Consider the following 16,857-nt stretch of genomic DNA (forward strand, 5'->3'; position numbering starts at 1 on the left):
TCATGGTGGAGCGTATAGTGTCCATTTCAGCAGGTCAAGGAGTTGAAATTTGTCGGACGAAATCGATGTTCCCGCCCGCCTTCGTGCGTTGCGAGCAACGTTCAAGCTGACTCAACGAGATTTGGCCCGGCGCACGGGCTTGAGTCACACGACAATCGCCAAGATTGAACGAGGGGAAATCAGTCCCACGATTGCGTCGCTGCAAAAAATCGCCGCCAGCTTCCAACTCCCCGTCACATCGTTGATTGACGCGAGCGCCGACGAGCCGACGAGGATCTTCTATAAGCACGAGGACCTGACCGTCGTCGCACTCGGCAAGCACACGATTCGACAGATCGGCCGGAACTTGAGCCGGCGCGCGTTGCAGATGATGGAAGACACCTATGAGCCAGGGGCCGACACCGGCGATGCGATGCTCAGCCATGCCGGCGAGGAAGCCGGACTGGTCATCCGGGGATATCTGGAAGTGACGGTCGGCGACCAGGTGGCCGTACTCGGCCCAGGCGAAGCCTATTTCTTCGAGAGTCGGATTCCTCATCGATTCCGAAATAGGGGCAACGAAACGTGCGTCGTCGTTGCGGCGGCCACGCCGCCGAGCCTGTAGGCGCCGCGGCTGGCCGCCGTGTGGCATCGCCCGATCGCCTGTCCGCGACGACGAACATCGGGCGCGTGCCGACATCCTCCCGCTCCCTCAATCGCCGCAGGATCGATCGTGTTCCGGTTGCGCACCGGCGACGCTTTTCGTCATCGGCAGGCTCCTCGCGCGGCCGGCCGACGCCGGCTGCGCCCCGTTCAGACGAGCGGCAGCTTCAACACGTCGTCGGTCGCCATCACGTCGCCGAACGTGTCGTCGACGGTCGCGAGCGCGGCGCGATGCAGGTCGGCGTGCGGCAGCACGCTGCCGTCCGCGCGATCGAGATCGCGCGTCGCGCACGCGTCGTCGACGACGATCACGTCGTAGCCGAGCGGCACCGCGTCGCGCGCGGCCCCCGACACGCACGCATGCGTCATCAGGCCCGCGATGATCAGCGTCTCGACGCCGGCGGCCTTCAGGCGCGCATCGAGGTCGGTCGTCGGAAACGCGCTGACGGACGTCTTGCGCAGCACCTGATGATTCGCCGCCGGTTGCAGCTCCGCGTGGAAGCGCACGCCGTCGCCGTCCTCGGCGAACACCGGGCCGCCGGCGGGCGTCACGTGCTGAATGTGGAACACGCGGATGCCGGCGCGATCGGCGTGCGCGACGAGACGCCGCGTGTTGCGCAGCGCGCGGTCGCCGTCGGGAATCGGCAGCTTGCCGCTGAAATATTCGTTCTGGAAATCGATCACCAGCAACGCGGCGCTCGCGGCTTCGATTGCCTGCGGAGCGCTCGCGCCGGCCAGGGTGCGAATGGTGGGATGGCTCATCGTGAATCTCCTCGTGAATGAAGCGCGACGCACGCCCATCGTCCGTCGCTGCGCGTCTCGCCTGCGCGGCGGCGAAACAGACGTCAGTATCCGGACCCGGCACCGGCCGCGAAAGTGGCCCGAGAGACAACATGTGATAGGATCGGGCCACTTTTCCGCACTGCCGTCTCGTTCGCCATGCATACCGTCGCGGTCATCGCATTCGAAGGCATCAGCCCGTTCCACCTGTCGGTGCCGTGCATCGTGTTCGGCGACGACCTCGCGCGGCTCGGCGCGCCGCGCTATCGCTTGCTGATCTGCGGCGAGAAAACAGGGCTCGTGCCGACGATGTCGGGCTTCAGCATCGACGTGCCGCACGATCTGTCGGTGCTCGCCGAAGCGGACACGGTGATCGTGCCGGCGTGGCGCGATCCGTGCGAGCGGCCGCCCGAGGCGCTGCTGGACGCGCTGCGCGTCGCGCACCGGCGCGGCGCGCGAATCGCGGGCCTGTGCCTCGGCACGTTCATCCTCGCGGAAGCCGGCCTGCTCGACGGCCGCACCGCGGCGACGCACTGGGTATGGGGCGACGATTTCGCGCAGAAGTACCCGAAGATCCGGCTCGACCGGAAGGTGCTGTACATCGACGACGGCGACATCCTCACGTCGGCGGGCACCGCGGCGGCGATCGACTGCTGCCTGCATCTGCTGCGCCGCGATCACGGCGCGGACGTCGCGAACCACGTCGCGCGCCGGATGGTCGTCGCGCCGCACCGGCACGGCGGGCAGGCGCAATACATCGAACAGCCGCTGCCGAAGGCGACGGCGGGCGACCCCTTGAGCGCGGTGCTCGACTGGGCGATCGAGCATCTCGAACAGCCGCTGTGCGTCGACGCGCTGGCGGCGCGCGCGGGCATGAGCCGCCGCAACTTCACGCGGCGCTTCAAGACGAAGACCGGCACGACGGTGTCGCAATGGCTGCTGAATCATCGGCTGACGGCCGCGCAGCGGCTGCTCGAGACGAGCGACAAGACGGTCGAGCGCATCGCGGAGACCGTCGGGTTCGGATCGACCGTGTCGCTGCGGCAGCACTTCACCGCCGCCTATTCGATTTCGCCGGGCGCGTATCGGAAGCAGTTCGGCCGCGGTTTCGCCGCCGCGAGCTGACGCGCCGGCCGGGTGATCGCCGTCGCTCGGCGCCCCGAGCGCGCCCACGTGCGCGACACAATGCCGAATGAAGTGCGAATAAATCAATTCAATCCGGCATTGAATCGAAATCGTGCTCGCTCGGCGGCAGGCGAATTCATTCCATTTGTTTAATCGACGCCCATTTCAATACCGCGCGGCCGGACGTTGTCCGAACCCGATTTCGAACCCGATTTCGAACCCGAATCGAAAAAAATGCAGATCGGCTCACGAGTCGAGTATTTCTTCGGTTTCAGGAATCGTTTCCAGCATCCGGGCAACCGTCTTCACATCGTGATCAGCATCCAATCGGGCCCCGTCCACCGTTCAACGTAACGAAACGACGAAACGCAGACTAGAAAGACCGGCAAACGCTGGAAACGGTTTCCGGTCGCCTTTATCCATTTACGCATTCAAATCCGCACGCCGTCTTGATAATTTGTTTCGGTTCACCAAACACTTCAGCATTGACGATAGGAAAATTCATATTGAGTTTCGAATATCGCCAATGAAAGATGTACCAAACAATTTGCTGAGAGACATCCGATGAGTTCCGGCCAGCCTCCGTCCACGAACGAAGGTGCGAGCCAGCCCGAGGGTGCGACCGGAAGCGCGATTCCCGCGTCTTTTTCTTCCGGCTCGCATGGCTTCGCCCGCACGACAACGATCTCGCCCCGCTCCGCCGTCCGCCTCGATCGCCGCATCGCCGCCGCCGTCACGCTGCTCCCCGCGTTGGGCACGGTCGCCGCGATCGCGTCATGGATCGGCGGTCATGGGCCGGGCGCCGTCGAATGGATCGTGTTCGCGATCTTCTATTTCGCGACCGCGCTCGGGCTCGAAGTCGGCTTTCATCGCCACGTGACGCACAAGGCGTTCAAGGCGAAGCCGTGGGTGCGCGCCGCGCTGATCGCGCTCGGCTCGATGGGCGCGCACGGCCCAGTCAACTGGTGGGCGTCGACGCATCGCCGCCATCATTCGACGAGCGACGGCGACGGCGATCCGCATTCGCCGCACCTGTCGGGCGAAGGCATCGGCGGGCGGCTCAAGGGCCTGTATCACAGTCACATGGGCTGGCTCTTCGTCGGCGAATCGACGCGGCCGGCGGGATGGGAGAAATATGTGCCCGACCTCTATCAGGACCCGCTCGTCTTCCGGCAGCACATGGCGTACTACCGCTGGGTCGCGATCGGCCTCGCGCTGCCGCCGCTCGTCTGCGGGCTCGCGTCGCGCTCGTGGATGGGCGTGCTGCTCGGCTTCCTGTGGGGCGACATGGTGCGGATCTTCGCGGTCAGCCACTGCATCTGGGCGCTGAATTCGCTGTGCCACGTGATCGGCCGGCGCGACTTTCACACGACCGCGCACGACCGCAGCCGCAACAGCCTGCTGCTCGCGATCCCGACGTTCGGGCAGGGCTGGCACAACAACCATCACGCGTTCCCCGCGTCCGCGTTCACCGGGCTGCACTGGTGGCAGATCGATCCGGGCGGGCTGTTCGTGCGCGTGCTGGAACGCCTGCGCCTCGTCTACGACGTGCATCGTCCGAACGCGGAACTCATCGAAAAGAAGCGCATCGCACCATGAACGACTCTCCACGGGAGCCACGAAAATGAAGAGCGCCACCCTGAAGGCAGTGGAAATCGAAGCAAGAAGCCACGAGGAAATCGTCGGCTGGATGACCGGCTATCTGGCCGCCAGGCTGCACGCCGACAGCGGCTCGATCGACGTGAGCAGGCAGTTCATCGAATACGGCCTCGATTCGGCCGACGCGATGAGGATGGTCGGCGATCTCGAGGACTTTCTCGGCTTCGAGCTGTCCCCGAGCCTGCCCTATCAATATCCGACGATCGACACGCTCGCCCGCGCGCTCGCCGATCTGTCGGCCGGACGATAGGGAGACCGAACGATGACCGTCCATCTCGAGAGCCGCGAAGCCGTCGCGCCGAACCGCGGCGCGCCGTACGGCGCGTCCGCCGACGCGATCCAGTACCACTACGACATCGGCAATGCGTTCCTCGCGCTCGCGCAGGAGCGCGGCCGCAACTACTCGTGCGCGATGTACGAGGCAGGCGATACGCACGAGCAGGCGCAGATCCGCAAGCTCGACTACCACATCGCGCAGATCCGGGGGCACGGCGCGGCGCGCGTGCTCGACATCGGCTGCGGCTGGGGCGCGCTGCTCGACCGGCTCGTCACGGTCGCCGGCGTGAAGGAAGCCGTCGGGCTCACGCTGTCGAACGAGCAGATCCGCTACATCGGCGAGCAATACGCGCACCCGAACGTCGACGTGCTGCTGCGCAACTGGCAGGACTACGCGCCCGAGCAGCCGTTCGACGGCATCATCTCGCTCGGCGCGTTCGAGCACTTCGCGAAGATCGACGAAGACAAGGGGCAGGCGTACCGGCACTTCTTCAGGAAATGCCACGACTTCCTGAAGCCGGGCGGGCGCCTTTCGCTGCAGACGATGGGCTACGGCGACGTGCCGCGCGACCGGCGGCATTCGGACCTCTTCATCGCACGCGAAGTCTTTCCGGAATCGGACCTGCCGTATCTCGCGGACATCGTTCGCGCGTCCGAGATGCTGTTCGAAGTCGAGCTCGTGCGCAACGATCGCCACGACTATGTGAAGACGATGCGCGCGTGGTTCGAGAACCTGCGCGCGCATCGCCGCGAGGCGCTCGAGCTCGCGCCGCTCGACGTGGTCGAGCGCTATGAGCGGCTTTACCGGACGATGAGCTATTCGTTCGATCTCGGCGCGTTCGTGCTGTACCGGATCACGTTCCGGCGCATCGAGCCGAACCGGATCGATGCCGGCGCGCAGCATCGGGCGGCGCTCGCATGAAGGACGCGTCCGCCGGCCGCGCGTCCGGGCATCTGTCCCGCGCGTCGTCCGCGCGCCATCTCGGCGTCGCGGCGATACCCGCCGCCGGCACGGCCGCCGCGATCGCGCTCTGGGCTCGATTCGGCCTCGCGCCGCGCGCGCATGACATCGCGATGCTCGTGGTCTTCTACGTGCTCAACATCCTCGGCATGGAGCTCGCGCTGCATCGCTACTTCGCGCATCGCACGTTCAAGGCGAAGCCGCCCGTGAAGATCGCGCTCGCGATCCTCGGTTCGCTCGCGTACATGGGGCCGCTGATGTGGTGGGTCGCGATTCACCGGCTGCATCACGCGAACGCCGACCAGCCGGGCGACCCGCACACGCCGCAACTCGGCGGGCGCGACTTCGTCGGCCGCGCGAAGGGCATCCTGCACGGCCACGTCGGCTGGCTGTTCGATCCGCCGTCCGCGCGCCCGAATGGCTGGAACCAGTATGCGAACGACATGTACCGCGATCCGGCGCTGCTGCGGATCCATCTCGCGTATGACTACTGGCTGCTGCTCGGCCTGCTGCTGCCGGGCGCGATCGGCTGGCTGCTCGATCCGTCGTGGCAAGGCGCGCTGCTCGGCCTGCTGTGGGGCGGGACCGTGCGGATCTTTCTCGCGACGAACGCGATCTGGGCGGTCAATTCGATCGGCCACGCGCTCGGCGGCCGCCGGCCGTTTCCCGGCCGCGACCAGAGCCGCAACATGGGGTGGCTCGCGATCCTGACGCTCGGCGCCGGCTGGCACAACAACCATCACGCGTTTCCGCAGTATGCGAGCACGCGCTTGACCCGCTGGCAGATCGACGTGACCGGCATGCTGATCGCGCTGCTCGAACGGCTCGGACTCGTGTGGGACGTGCAGCACCCCGATCGGGACGCGATTCGCGAGCGGCTCGCGAACGCGCGGCGCGACGATGCGTGACCCGCGCTCCCCTTCTTTCGAAACCGGGCGGATCTCGCGATGACGACACTCAGGATCTTCGATGCGCGCGTGCACGTGTTGCCGGATGTCGTAGCGAAGCTCGTCTGGAAGAACTACGAGCGCGACGCGTGGAAGATTCGCTACGAGCTGCTCGCCGAGCAATCGATCGCATTCCTGAAGGCGCACGGCATCGCGCGCGCGGCCGGCATCTGCTATGCGGGGCAGCCGGGCATCGCGCCGTTTCTGAACGACTTCGTCGCGCAACTGGCGGCGCGGCATCCTGCATTCGTCGTGCCGTTCGGCACCGTGCATCCGCATGACCGCGATTGCGCGCGCGAGACCGTTCGCGTGCTCGACGAGCTCGGCTTCGCCGGCCTCAAGATCCACTGTCATCTGCTGAGGATCGCGCCTGACGACGACGCGCTCGCGCCTGTTTTCGAAGCGCTCGCCGAACGCGGCAAGGTGCTGAACCTGCATTCCGGCGCATTCGCGAAAAACAACGCGCGGATGGACGAAATCCGCCGCCTCTGCAACGTCGGGCGGTTTCGGCGCGCGATGCGGCGCACGCCGGAGCTGAAGGTCGTCGTCCCGCACATCGGCTATGACGAAGTGCAGGCGTACCTCGATCTGCTCGACGAATTCCCGAACCTGCATTTCGATACCGCGATGGCGTTCGGCGGCCATCGCGTCGCGACGGGCGAGGCCGTGCCCGATGTCCGGCCGCTGCGCGAGACGCGCCATCCGCGCGGCGCGCATCCGCGGCTGCCCGCGCCCTGGAAGCCCGCGCTCGAGCAACTGGTGCCGCAGATGTGCGACCGTCCGGATCGCTTCCTGTACGGCAGCGATTTCCCGCTGGTTCCGTATGAGTGGGATTTCGAGATCAGGCAACTGACGCGCTACTTGCCGGCGGAGGTGCTGCACAAGGTGTTGTGGGACAACGCCTGCGCATTGTTCGGCGGCGATGCGAGCACCGCAGGCGATACGGGCGACGCAGGCGTGCGCGCACATGCTTCGGCCGCCCCGCTCGCCGCGAGCCGACCAGCCGCGGAGCCGACGCGATGAAGCATCCGCCCGATACGATGGCCGCCGACGCATTCGCCGATTTCGTCGCGCTCACGCAATATCGCGCCGCGCATCAGCCCGACCTGCCGGTCTACACGTTCGTCACCGGCGGCGATCGCGACGAGCGGCATCTCACGTGCGCGGCGCTCGACGCGCGCTCCGCTGCGGTCGCGGCGACGCTCTCGGAGATCGCCCGCCCCGGAGACCGCGTGCTGCTGCTGTTCCCGCCCGGCATCGACTACATCGTCGCGCTGTTCGGCTGCATGTATGCAGGCGTCGTCGCCGTACCCGCGTATCCGGTCGAGCCGGCGCAGCCGGAGCGCACGTTGCGGCGGCTGACTGGCATCGTCGCGGATTGCGCGCCGGCCGCGATCCTGTCGACGACGTTCGTGCGCGACGACATGAGTCGCGTCGAAACCGGTTCGCCCGCGCTCGGCGGCCTGCACTGGATCGCGATCGACGCGCTCGACGACGACGCCGAACGCAGCGCGCCGCGCCCCGTCGACCCTCGCGCGCCCGTCTATCTGCAATACACGTCGGGCTCGACCGGCGCGCCGAAGGGCGTGATGATCAGCCAACGGAACCTGCTGCACAACTCGGCGCTCATCGCGAGCCGCTTCGAGCACGACGCGAGCAGCCGCGGCGTGATCTGGCTGCCGCCGTATCACGACATGGGCCTGATCGGCGGCATTCTGCAGCCGCTCTACGTCGGCTTTCCGGTGACGCTGATGTCGCACGTCGATTTCCTCAAGCACCCGCTGCGCTGGCTGCGCGCGATCGGCGAGCGGCGCGCGACGACGAGCGGCGGGCCGAACTTCGCGTATCAGATGCTCGCGGCGATGCGCATCGCCGATGCCGATTTCGACAAGCTCGACCTGCGCTCATGGGACGTCGCGTTCGTCGGCGCGGAACCGATCCGGCCCGCCACGCTGCACGCGTTCGCGCAGCGCTTCGCACGCTGCGGCTTCGACGAGCGCGCGTTCTATCCGTGCTACGGCCTCGCCGAGCACACGCTGTTCATGACGGGCGGCCTGAAATCGCAGCCGCCCGTCGTCGCGGCTACGCCGCGCGGCACGGAGCCGGCGCGCGCCTCCGATGCGCGGCGCGCCGGCGCAGCGATCGGCTGCGGCGACGCGGCGCGCGACAGCCTGGCGCTGATCGTCGATCCCGACACGCGCATTCCGTGCGATGATGGCCGGGTCGGCGAAATCTGGGCGCAAGGGCCGAGCGTCGCGCTCGGCTACTGGAATAATCGGGCGCTGAGCGAGCAGACCTTCGAGGCCGAGTTGCCCGGCTACGGCGGGCGGTTCCTGCGCACCGGCGATTACGGCTATCGATCGGGGTCCGAAATTTTCGTCACGGGCCGACTGAAGGACATGATGCTGATTCGCGGCGCGAATCATTATCCGCACGACGTCGAGGCGACGATCGAGGAACTCGACGCCGAGCTGTTTCGTCCCGGCGGCTGCGCGGTGTTCGCGCTCGACACCGACGCAGCGCCGCAAGTGACCGTCGTGCGCGAGCTGCGGGCGCGCTATCTGAAGGCGTTCGGCGACGGGGGGCACGAAGCCGGCCGCACGCCCGACGCGCTGTTCGGCAGGCTGCGTCAGGCGATCAGTCTGCATCACGGCATTGCAGTACACCATATCGTCTTCACGTCGCCGTCGGCGATACCGAAGACGACGAGCGGAAAGGTCCAGCGGCACGCCTGTCGCGAACTGTTTCTCAACGACACGCTGCCGGTGATCACGCAGTGGCGCGCGCCATCCGGCGCGCCGAACGACACCCGGAACATCTGACGAGGAACACGGCATGCAAGAGAAACTGGACGCGGACTACTTCAACCGATTCGGCGCCGACTATCTGCCGGGCCTGCTCGGCGTCGTCATCAAGCAGGTCGAGAAAAACCACGTGCTCGCCGAGCTGACGATCCGCCAGGCCGTGCTCGCGCACGGCATCCTTCATGCGGGCACGATCGTGAGCCTCGCCGATACCGCGTGCGGCTACGGATGCCTCGCGAGCCTGCCGGAGGGCGCGTCCAGTTTCAGCACGCTCGAGCTGAAGAGCAATTTCATGGGCTCGGCGCGCGACGGCGCGATCGTCTGCGACGCGCGCGCGATTCATGGCGGCCGCATGACGCAGGTGTGGGACGCAACCGTCCGGCATCGCGAGACGGACAAGCTGCTCGCGACGTTCCGCTGCACGCAGATGATCCTCTGGCCGACGAAATAAATCGCGATGAGCACGCGACGCCTGAATGACACGCCGCATGCGGCCGCGCGCGCGCGGCGCGACGGCCTCGACATGACGTGGCTCGATCCGCTGCGGCTCGGCCCGCGCGCGGCGCGGATCGCGCGCGGCTGGGCCGCGCAGTCGAGGCCGGACGTGCGCTTTTGCGACGTGCCGGCCGCGACGATCCGCGTGCGCGTGGCCGGCCCGCGCGCGAGCGGGCGGCCGACGATCGTGCTCGTCTGCGATCCGCCGAGCGTCGTCGAGCACTTCGACCAGTTGGTCTCGCTCGTCGCACCGCACACGCGCATCGTCTGCTTCGAGCCGCCGGGCTTCGGCTTCTCCGTGCCGAAACGGCATTTCACGTTTTCGTTCGACGATTACCGCGCCGCGATCGAGGCGCTGCTCGCGAACCTGAACGAAGGGCCCTACCTGCTCGCGTTCTCGTGCGTATGGGCGCATATCGCGTTGCAGATCGCGGCCGCGCAGCCGGCACTCGTCGGCAGGCTGCTGCTTTGGCAAAGCCCCGCATGGGACGAGCAGGTTGCGTGGGCGCGGCACGTGGATGCGCGCAACCTGCTCGCGACACCGTTCGTCGGGCAATGCGCGTGCGCGTTCGGCGCGCGGAAAATCGGCGCCGGCTGGTTCCGGCAGGCAATGGCGAAAGACCGTTATCGCGAATTCGCGCCGATGCTCGATACGTCGTTCGATCACGGCGCGTTCTGCTGCCTCGCGTCGCTGTGGCAGCGCTTTTACAGCGGCACGCCGCGCGCGGTGCAGGTGACGCAGCCGACGCTGCTCACGTGGGGCGCGGCGGATCGCACGCATCGGCATAGCGACAAGTGGTCGATCGCGCAGCAGGTGCCGCACGCAGTCCGGCATCCGGGCTTCGCGCACGCGGGGCATTCGCCGGAGCTCGAAGACAGTCCTGCCTTCTCGCAGCTATTGCTGACCTGGTTGGACGCGAAAGACACGCGTTGATCGCGCGCGTGCGTGTACGCGCTCTCACGCGCAGGGGCTCGATCGACTGCGCGAGACCGACGACCGCGGCAACGGCGCGACGATCCAGCTCCCGCATGCTCATGGTGATCAGTCCAGGTTGGCCCACGATGCGCTCCGGCAGTTCACAAACCGCCGCCAGCATGCGCCGAAACCCGCGAACTACGACATTTCAACTTTGCCCCATACCGACGCATTGCATCTGAACGCGTATAACGCGCTGCTCGCGCGCTGGAATCGGTCAATCGATACGATTACTACAAGACCCACGTGATGGGTTTTTCCGACGACTTGATCTTCGGCAAGCTGTTTCCGGAAACGGGAAAAGTTGTATGCAAGCCGATGGATTTAGGGTCGTTTTCCCAGCCTCCCGCAACAAGTTAATTTATTTAATAAATCTCACAAAATATTCCCAACCCCACTAAAATAAAATCAAAAAAACAACATCCGGATCAAGCGCAATTAAAGGAATTCGCCCCCATTTGAAATTTGCGCAACACGTCATCCATGGTTCCGTCACGCATTTCCCATCGATGAATCATCGCCATTCTCCTTGATAATCGCCCTCCAGCGACTAACATTGAATGGTTGCGCTTTCTTAAAATCACCTCGCCAATAAAAACTGCCGCCTTCCATTTTCCCGGCCGAACCACTCATCCAATCCGAACGATAGAAACAAAGCCGATTTATCAATCGGATTGCGCGGCGTTGCGAAAAATGATCCGGTCCCGCGGATACACGTGAATGACAAGGAGAAAGAGACATGGCTCAGCGCATTCGTCTCGCAGTCGCCGGTGTGGGCAACAACATTTCGGCGCTGTTCCAGGGCGTCGAATACTATCGCGCGCTTCGCGACCGGGGCGTCGACGAGCGCGAGTTCGTCGGCGTCAAACGGCCGCGCATCGGCGGCATTGGCGTCAGCGATGTCGAGTTCGTCGCCGCCTTCGACATCCATCCGAACAAGGTCAGCCGCCCGTTCGACGAAGCCGTGCTCGCGCCGCCGAACAACTATCCGATGCTCGGCGTGCCGCTGCCCGCCATCACGGTGCCGGTGGATCAGGGCCTCACCAGCGAGTCCGCCGGCGACGGCGACGCCGCGTTCGAGCACGTCGTGCGCCGGCTGCGCGAAAGCGAGGCCGAAGTGCTGCTCTATTCGCTGCCGACCGGCCTGCAATGGGCGGCCGAAGCGTATGCGCGCGCGGCGCTCGCCGCGGGCGTCGCGTTCGTCAACTGCACGCCGGAGCTCGTCGCGCGCACGCCCGCGCTGCTCGACGCCTATCAGGCGGCCGGCGTGCCGCTCGTCGGCGACGATCTGGCGAGCCACTTCGGCACGTCCGTCGTCCATCGCGCGCTGCTCGGGCTGCTCAGCGACCGCGGCATCACGCTGCAAAGCTCGTATCAGTTGAACTTCGGCGGCAACGAGGATTTCCGCAACCTGCGCGAGCGCGGCGCGAGCAAGCAGCAATCGAAGCTGAATGCGCTCGCGCAGGACGGCGTCGATACGTCGCGCGTCGAGGTCATTCCGTCGGCCGGCTACATCGGCCAGTTGAAGGACAACAAGGTGGCGATCGTGAACATCGAAGGCGTCGGCTGGGGCGGCACGCCGGTGCAGCTCGACCTGAAGCTCAAGGTGCAGGATTCGAGCAACGCGGCGGGCGTCATCATCGATCTGATCCGGATCGCGGCCGCGTCGCGCCGCGCGAAGCTCGCCGGCTTTCCGGCCGCGGCCGCGAAGCTGTTGAAGTCGCCCGTCGGCGGACACGACAAGATCACGCCGCAAAGCATCGACGCGAGCTTCCGCGCGCTCGACGCGGCCCCGGTTCGAGCATGACGATCGCGCAATCGGAACGCAATCGCGCACGCGCCGTTGACCGTCGCGGCGCGACGGACGTGATTGACGTCGTTCTGCTCGCGTACGATGGCGTCGATGCGCTCGATCTGTTCGGCGTGCACGCCGTGCTCGCGAAGGCGTCGGCCGTGCCCGCACCGGGCGGCGGCGCGGCGCTGTGCGTCGCGATCGCGGCGGCCGCGCGCGTCGTCACGACGTCGTGCGGCGTCGAGCTGACGTGCGGCGCGACGCTCGACGCGCTCGAACGCGCGGACGCGATCGTCGTGCCGGGCGGAAGTGGCGCGGCGAACGCGGCACGGCAGCCGTCGCTCTCGACGCCGCTCGCCCGCGCGCATGCGCGCGGCGCGGCGATCTACGCGGTATGCTCGGGCGCGCTCGTCGTCGCGGCGTCCGGCGTCGCGAACGGACGGCGGCTCGCGATCCATCGCGACAAGCGGCAAGCGCTGCTCGACGTCGCGCCGTCCGTCGAGCCCGCCGCGGGGCTCGTCGCGGATGGCCGCTTATGCTCGGTCGGCGGCGATGCGTCGCCTTCGGCGAAGGCGGCCGATCTCGCGTTTCAACTGCTCGCCGATTTCGCGCCATACGCGGTCGCGCCGGTGGCCGCCCGCATGGAGCTGCGGCCGGGTCGCGGCGCCGCGGCCGCGCGCCTGCTGGAGACGGCCGCATGAGCCCGCGGCGCGGCACGGTCCTCGTGACGGGCGCGAGCCGCGGCGTCGGCCTCGCGATCGCCGAAGCGCTCGCGGGGCGCGGCTACGATCTCGCGCTGTGGGCGCGGTCCGCTCCCGACCTCGATGCAATCACGCGCCGCCTCGGCGCAACCGGATGCCGGGTCCGCGCGGCGGCCGTCGACGTCGGCGACGCCGCCGCGGTGGACGCCGCGGGCCGCGCGCTGCGCGAGCAGGACGCGATGCTCGCGGGCGTCGTCGTCAACGCGGGATGCGGCCGGTGGGCTCGCATCGCCGACACGGCGCCCGACGAATGGCGCCGCACGCTGCGCACCAATCTCGACGGCGCGTTCCACACGCTGAAGGCGTGCGTTCCGCTTCTCACGGCCGCGCATCCGCTGATCGTCGGCATGATGTCGGACGCGAGCGTGTGGCCGTTCGCCGAGCGCAGCGCGTATTGCGCGTCGAAGGCGGGCCTCCGTCAGTTCTTCGAGGTCGCGCGGCAGGAACTGCGCGAGCGCGGCATCCGGATGACCGCCGTGCTGCCGAGCCGCATCGACACGCATTTCCAGGGCGGCCACGCATCGGCCGCGCCGGGCAGCCGTCCCGGCGCGCTCGATGCGGCGGACGTCGCGACGATCGTCGCGGATCTGTTCGACGGCCCGCCGCACATCGAAATCCGCGAGCTGCACGTAACCGCGCTCGCGTCCAGCTTCGGACCTTTCCCAGGGGAGCATCCAGCGTGACGATTTTCACAGCCATTCATCCCGCCGGCCATTCGCGGCCGATCGGCAAGTATTCGCCCGCCGTCGCCGTGCCGATCGGCGCGGGGCGGCGCCTGCTCTTCATCAGCGGCCAGGTCGCGACCGACGCCGGCGGGGCCGTGCTCGCGCCCGGCGACGCCCGTGCTCAGACGGAGATCATATTCGAGCGCCTCACGAGCATTCTCCACACCGCGGGCGGCGATCTGTCGGCGCTCGTGAGCGTCGTGATCTATCTGCGCGACATCGCCGATTTTCCCGCGGTGTCCGCGGTCCGCAACCGCGTGCTCGCCACGCCGCCGCCCGCGAGCACGCTCGTTCAGGTCGCGTCGCTCGCCGAGGCGGGCTGCGTCGTCGAGATCAGCGGCGTCGCCGTGATCGGCGAGGACGGCGAACGTGGCTAGCCTCGCCCGCACCTGCGCTTCGCGCGGCGCCTGCGCCGGGAAAGCCGATCCGCGCGGCCTGCGGGCGACGCTGCCGCGCGTCGCGCAACAGGCGGGCGTGCTCGTCGTCGGCTCGCTGAACATCGATCTGCTGCTGTACAGCGATGCGTCGCCGAGCGAAGGCGACTCGCTGCCCGTGCGCGCGATCGCGCTGCCGGGCGGCCACGCGGGCAACTGCGCGTCCGCGCTGGCGGCGCTCGGCCTGGCCGTGTCGATCGTCGCGGCGCTCGGCGACGACGCCGACGGCGATCGGCTGCTCACCGACCTCGACGCGCGCGGCATCGACACGCGCTTCGTGCGGCGCGTCGCGCACGCGCACACCGGCCGCGCGATCATCCCCGTGCTCGGCCCCGAGCGCCGCAACTACATGCTGCTCGATCGCGGCGCGAACGAGTCGCTCGCCGCCGCCGACGTGCGCGCCGCGCTGTCGGGCGTCGCGCGCTGCGATGCGCTCATGCTGTTCGATCCGAGCGCCGATGCGCTCGCGCAGACGTTCGCGCTCGCGCGCGCGCATCACCCGGCCGCCGCGCTGTGCTGGACGCCGTCCGGCATGTATTCGCGCGATCCGGTCGCGCTGCCGCTGTTGCCGCAATGCGACGTCGTGTTCGCCAACGCGCGCGAGTTCGCGCATCTGCGCGAGCAGGACGATCGCGTGCTCGACGCGCTGGACGGGGTCGACGTCGTCGTCACGCTCGGCGAGCGCGGCGCGCTGTCCCGCCATCGTGGCGTCGAGACGCGCGCGCCGGCGCATCCGTGCGAAGTCGTCGATCCGACCGGCGCGGGCGACGCGTTCGCGTCGGCCTACCTGCTCGCGCGGCTCGCCGGCCTCGATGCGGCCGATCGCCTGCGGCTCGGCAACGCGGGCGGCGCATGCGCGGTCGGCACACGCGGCGCACGCGACGGCCTGCCGACGCTCGACGCGCTGCTCGACGCGGCGCTGGACAGCCCGCAAGGCCGGTCCGCGCCGCCGCGCGCCGAGGAGCCCGCCCATGCGCATGCGGCGAAGCGCTGACGGCTGGCGCGGCCTGATCGGCAGCACGTTCACGCCCGAGCGCGCGGCGAGGCTCGCCGCGGCGATCGTGACCGCCGTGCGCGCGCATGACGGCGGCGGCCCGCGCGTCGTCGTCGGCTACGACTGCCGCCGCCTCGGGCACCGCGCCGCACGGCTCGTCGCGCGCGCGGCGGGCGACGCGGGCGCGCGCGCCGTGCGCATCGTCGAGCATCTGCCGACGCCGACGGCGTCGTACCTCGTCGGCGCGGGCGACGCCGAACTCGCGCTGCTCGTCACCGCGAGCCACAACCCACCCGAATGGAACGGCGTAAAGGCGAAGGGCCGCCCCGGCTGCCCGCTCGACGCCGAGCTCGAACGGCGCGCGGATGCGCTGTTCGACGACTCGGAGCGCGCCGCCGGCGGCGCGCGGTTCGGCGAACCGCCCGGCGAGCCTTTCGGTGAGCCTTCCGGCAAAGCCGACGAAGCGCGCGCGGACGATGCCCGCGGTCCCGGCGACGTGATCTTCGAAGAATGCGATGCGTCGCCGTGGATCGACCGACACGTCGCGCATGTGCTGTCGCGCCTGCCCGCGACGCCGGAGCGGCCGCTGCGCGTCGTCGTCGACGGGCTCGGCGGCATCGCGGGCGGCGCGATGCTGCGCCTTTGCGGCGCGCTGCGCTGGTCGGCGACGCCGCTCGGCTGCACGCCGTCCGCGACCTTCGGCGGCGTCGCGCCCGATCCGTCGCTGCCCGCGAGCCGCCGCCGCGCGGCCGACGCGGTGTGCACCGGGCGCGCCGATCTCGGCCTCGTCGTGGACGGCGACGGCGACCGCGTCTATGCGATCGACGGCGACGGGCGCACGGTCGAGCCGCACGAGCTGTTCGCGCTGCTGCTCGCGCATCGGCATCGGCGGCGATACGGCCATCCGGAGCGCGGCATCGCGATCACGGCGGCAACGGGCGCGCTGGTGCGCCGGATGTGCGCGCAGTGGAGCCGCCCCGTCGTCGAACTGCCGGTCGGCTTCAAGCATCTGTCGCCGCTGCTCGTCGACGGCCGGATCGACGCGGGCGCAGGCGGCGTCGGCGATCTCGCGTTCGCCGAATTCGGCGTCGACCGCGATCCGTTCGGCGCCGTCGCGCTGCTCGCCGACCTGCTGGCGACGAGCGGCCAGCCGCTCGCGTCGCTCGTCGCCGGCTTGCGGCGACGCTACGGCCGCTTCGACTGGCTCGAATCACGCGTGGACGGCAATGCGACCGCCCCGCAGTTGCGCGCCGCGGGCCGGCGCGCGCTCGAACGATGCGGCTTCGACGCACGCGCGGCGCGCATCACGACCGTCGACGGCGTCAAGTTCTCGCTCGACAGCGGCGAATGGCTGCTGCTGCGGCCCTCCACGACCGAGGGCGGCATCCGCGTGTACGGCGAGCTGCTGAGCGCGCGAGCGGCCGGCGCGGCCGCCGCGCTCGCCGCGCACGTCGCCCGCGCGCTCGCCGCCGAGCGAAGCCCGTAG

Annotated in this window: 17 protein-coding genes and 1 pseudogene; 17 read left to right on the plus strand and 1 reads right to left on the minus strand. The window is 68.5% G+C overall.

What is annotated here, in order from left to right; translation table 11 throughout:
- Positions 1–49: 49 nt before the first annotated feature.
- Positions 50–604 carry a cupin domain-containing protein gene (locus tag WS92_RS02180; RefSeq protein ID WP_059934427.1) on the plus strand — a complete coding sequence of 185 codons (555 nt, stop codon included), beginning with the start codon at positions 50–52 and terminating at the stop codon, positions 602–604.
- A 188-nt stretch (positions 605–792) separates the two neighbouring features.
- On the opposite strand, the gene WS92_RS02185 is transcribed toward WS92_RS02180, so the two are convergent.
- Entirely contained in the window at positions 793–1,404 is a 612-nt protein-coding gene (locus WS92_RS02185; protein ID WP_009915925.1) for a cysteine hydrolase family protein, read from the minus strand.
- Positions 1,405–1,581: 177 nt separating this feature from the next.
- Here WS92_RS02185 and WS92_RS02190 point away from each other — a divergent pair, with 177 nt between their 5' ends.
- From WS92_RS02190 to WS92_RS02260, 16 genes and pseudogenes are all read left to right on the plus strand, one after another.
- The gene (locus tag WS92_RS02190; RefSeq protein WP_059934428.1) at positions 1,582–2,547 is read left to right on the plus strand and encodes a GlxA family transcriptional regulator; all 966 of its coding nucleotides are present in this window, start codon (positions 1,582–1,584) and stop codon (positions 2,545–2,547) included.
- A gap of 564 nt (positions 2,548–3,111) precedes the next feature.
- Positions 3,112–4,146: an acyl-CoA desaturase gene (locus tag WS92_RS02195; protein ID WP_015603835.1), complete on the plus strand. Its 1,035-nt coding sequence runs from the start codon at positions 3,112–3,114 to the stop codon at positions 4,144–4,146.
- A gap of 25 nt (positions 4,147–4,171) precedes the next feature.
- Positions 4,172–4,456 (plus strand): acyl carrier protein, encoded by a 285-nt coding sequence (locus WS92_RS02200; protein WP_015603326.1) that lies wholly within the window; start codon positions 4,172–4,174, stop codon positions 4,454–4,456.
- A 12-nt stretch (positions 4,457–4,468) separates the two neighbouring features.
- Entirely contained in the window at positions 4,469–5,404 is a 936-nt protein-coding gene (locus WS92_RS02205) for a class I SAM-dependent methyltransferase (RefSeq protein WP_006028175.1), read from the plus strand.
- On the plus strand, positions 5,401–6,351 hold the full coding sequence (locus tag WS92_RS02210; RefSeq protein WP_059934429.1) for an acyl-CoA desaturase: 951 nt from the start codon (positions 5,401–5,403) through the stop codon (positions 6,349–6,351). Before WS92_RS02205 ends, WS92_RS02210 begins: the two co-directional genes overlap by 4 nt.
- 39 nt (positions 6,352–6,390) lie before the next feature.
- Complete coding sequence (locus tag WS92_RS02215) at positions 6,391–7,413, plus strand: amidohydrolase family protein (RefSeq protein ID WP_059934430.1); 1,023 nt, start codon at positions 6,391–6,393, stop codon at positions 7,411–7,413.
- Positions 7,410–9,212, plus strand: a complete 1,803-nt coding sequence (locus WS92_RS02220) for a fatty acyl-AMP ligase (RefSeq protein WP_059934431.1) — start codon at positions 7,410–7,412, stop codon at positions 9,210–9,212. Before WS92_RS02215 ends, WS92_RS02220 begins: the two co-directional genes overlap by 4 nt.
- Before the next feature lie 13 nt (positions 9,213–9,225).
- The gene (locus WS92_RS02225) at positions 9,226–9,645 is read left to right on the plus strand and encodes a PaaI family thioesterase (protein WP_006028179.1); all 420 of its coding nucleotides are present in this window, start codon (positions 9,226–9,228) and stop codon (positions 9,643–9,645) included.
- A 6-nt stretch (positions 9,646–9,651) separates the two neighbouring features.
- Positions 9,652–10,623 (plus strand): alpha/beta fold hydrolase, encoded by a 972-nt coding sequence (locus tag WS92_RS02230; protein WP_015603083.1) that lies wholly within the window; start codon positions 9,652–9,654, stop codon positions 10,621–10,623.
- Between the two features lie 187 nt (positions 10,624–10,810).
- Positions 10,811–10,956: pseudogene (locus tag WS92_RS36255) on the plus strand (HAD family phosphatase); the annotation flags it as partial.
- Between the two features lie 448 nt (positions 10,957–11,404).
- Positions 11,405–12,472 (plus strand): inositol-3-phosphate synthase, encoded by a 1,068-nt coding sequence (locus WS92_RS02235; protein ID WP_059934432.1) that lies wholly within the window; start codon positions 11,405–11,407, stop codon positions 12,470–12,472.
- A 59-nt stretch (positions 12,473–12,531) separates the two neighbouring features.
- Positions 12,532–13,158 carry a DJ-1/PfpI family protein gene (locus WS92_RS02240; protein ID WP_231756000.1) on the plus strand — a complete coding sequence of 209 codons (627 nt, stop codon included), beginning with the start codon at positions 12,532–12,534 and terminating at the stop codon, positions 13,156–13,158.
- The gene (locus WS92_RS02245) at positions 13,155–13,901 is read left to right on the plus strand and encodes an SDR family NAD(P)-dependent oxidoreductase (RefSeq protein ID WP_059934434.1); all 747 of its coding nucleotides are present in this window, start codon (positions 13,155–13,157) and stop codon (positions 13,899–13,901) included. The genes WS92_RS02240 and WS92_RS02245 overlap by 4 nt, the downstream gene beginning before the upstream one ends.
- Positions 13,898–14,320: a RidA family protein gene (locus WS92_RS02250; protein WP_059934435.1), complete on the plus strand. Its 423-nt coding sequence runs from the start codon at positions 13,898–13,900 to the stop codon at positions 14,318–14,320. Before WS92_RS02245 ends, WS92_RS02250 begins: the two co-directional genes overlap by 4 nt.
- Positions 14,313–15,371 (plus strand): carbohydrate kinase family protein, encoded by a 1,059-nt coding sequence (locus WS92_RS02255; protein WP_059934436.1) that lies wholly within the window; start codon positions 14,313–14,315, stop codon positions 15,369–15,371. The genes WS92_RS02250 and WS92_RS02255 overlap by 8 nt, the downstream gene beginning before the upstream one ends.
- Entirely contained in the window at positions 15,349–16,857 is a 1,509-nt protein-coding gene (locus WS92_RS02260) for a phosphohexomutase domain-containing protein (RefSeq protein ID WP_059934437.1), read from the plus strand. The genes WS92_RS02255 and WS92_RS02260 overlap by 23 nt, the downstream gene beginning before the upstream one ends.

Origin of the sequence: Burkholderia sp. MSMB1588 (assembly GCF_001546925.1) — a bacterium.
Classification (GTDB): Bacteria; Pseudomonadota; Gammaproteobacteria; order Burkholderiales; family Burkholderiaceae; genus Burkholderia; species Burkholderia humptydooensis.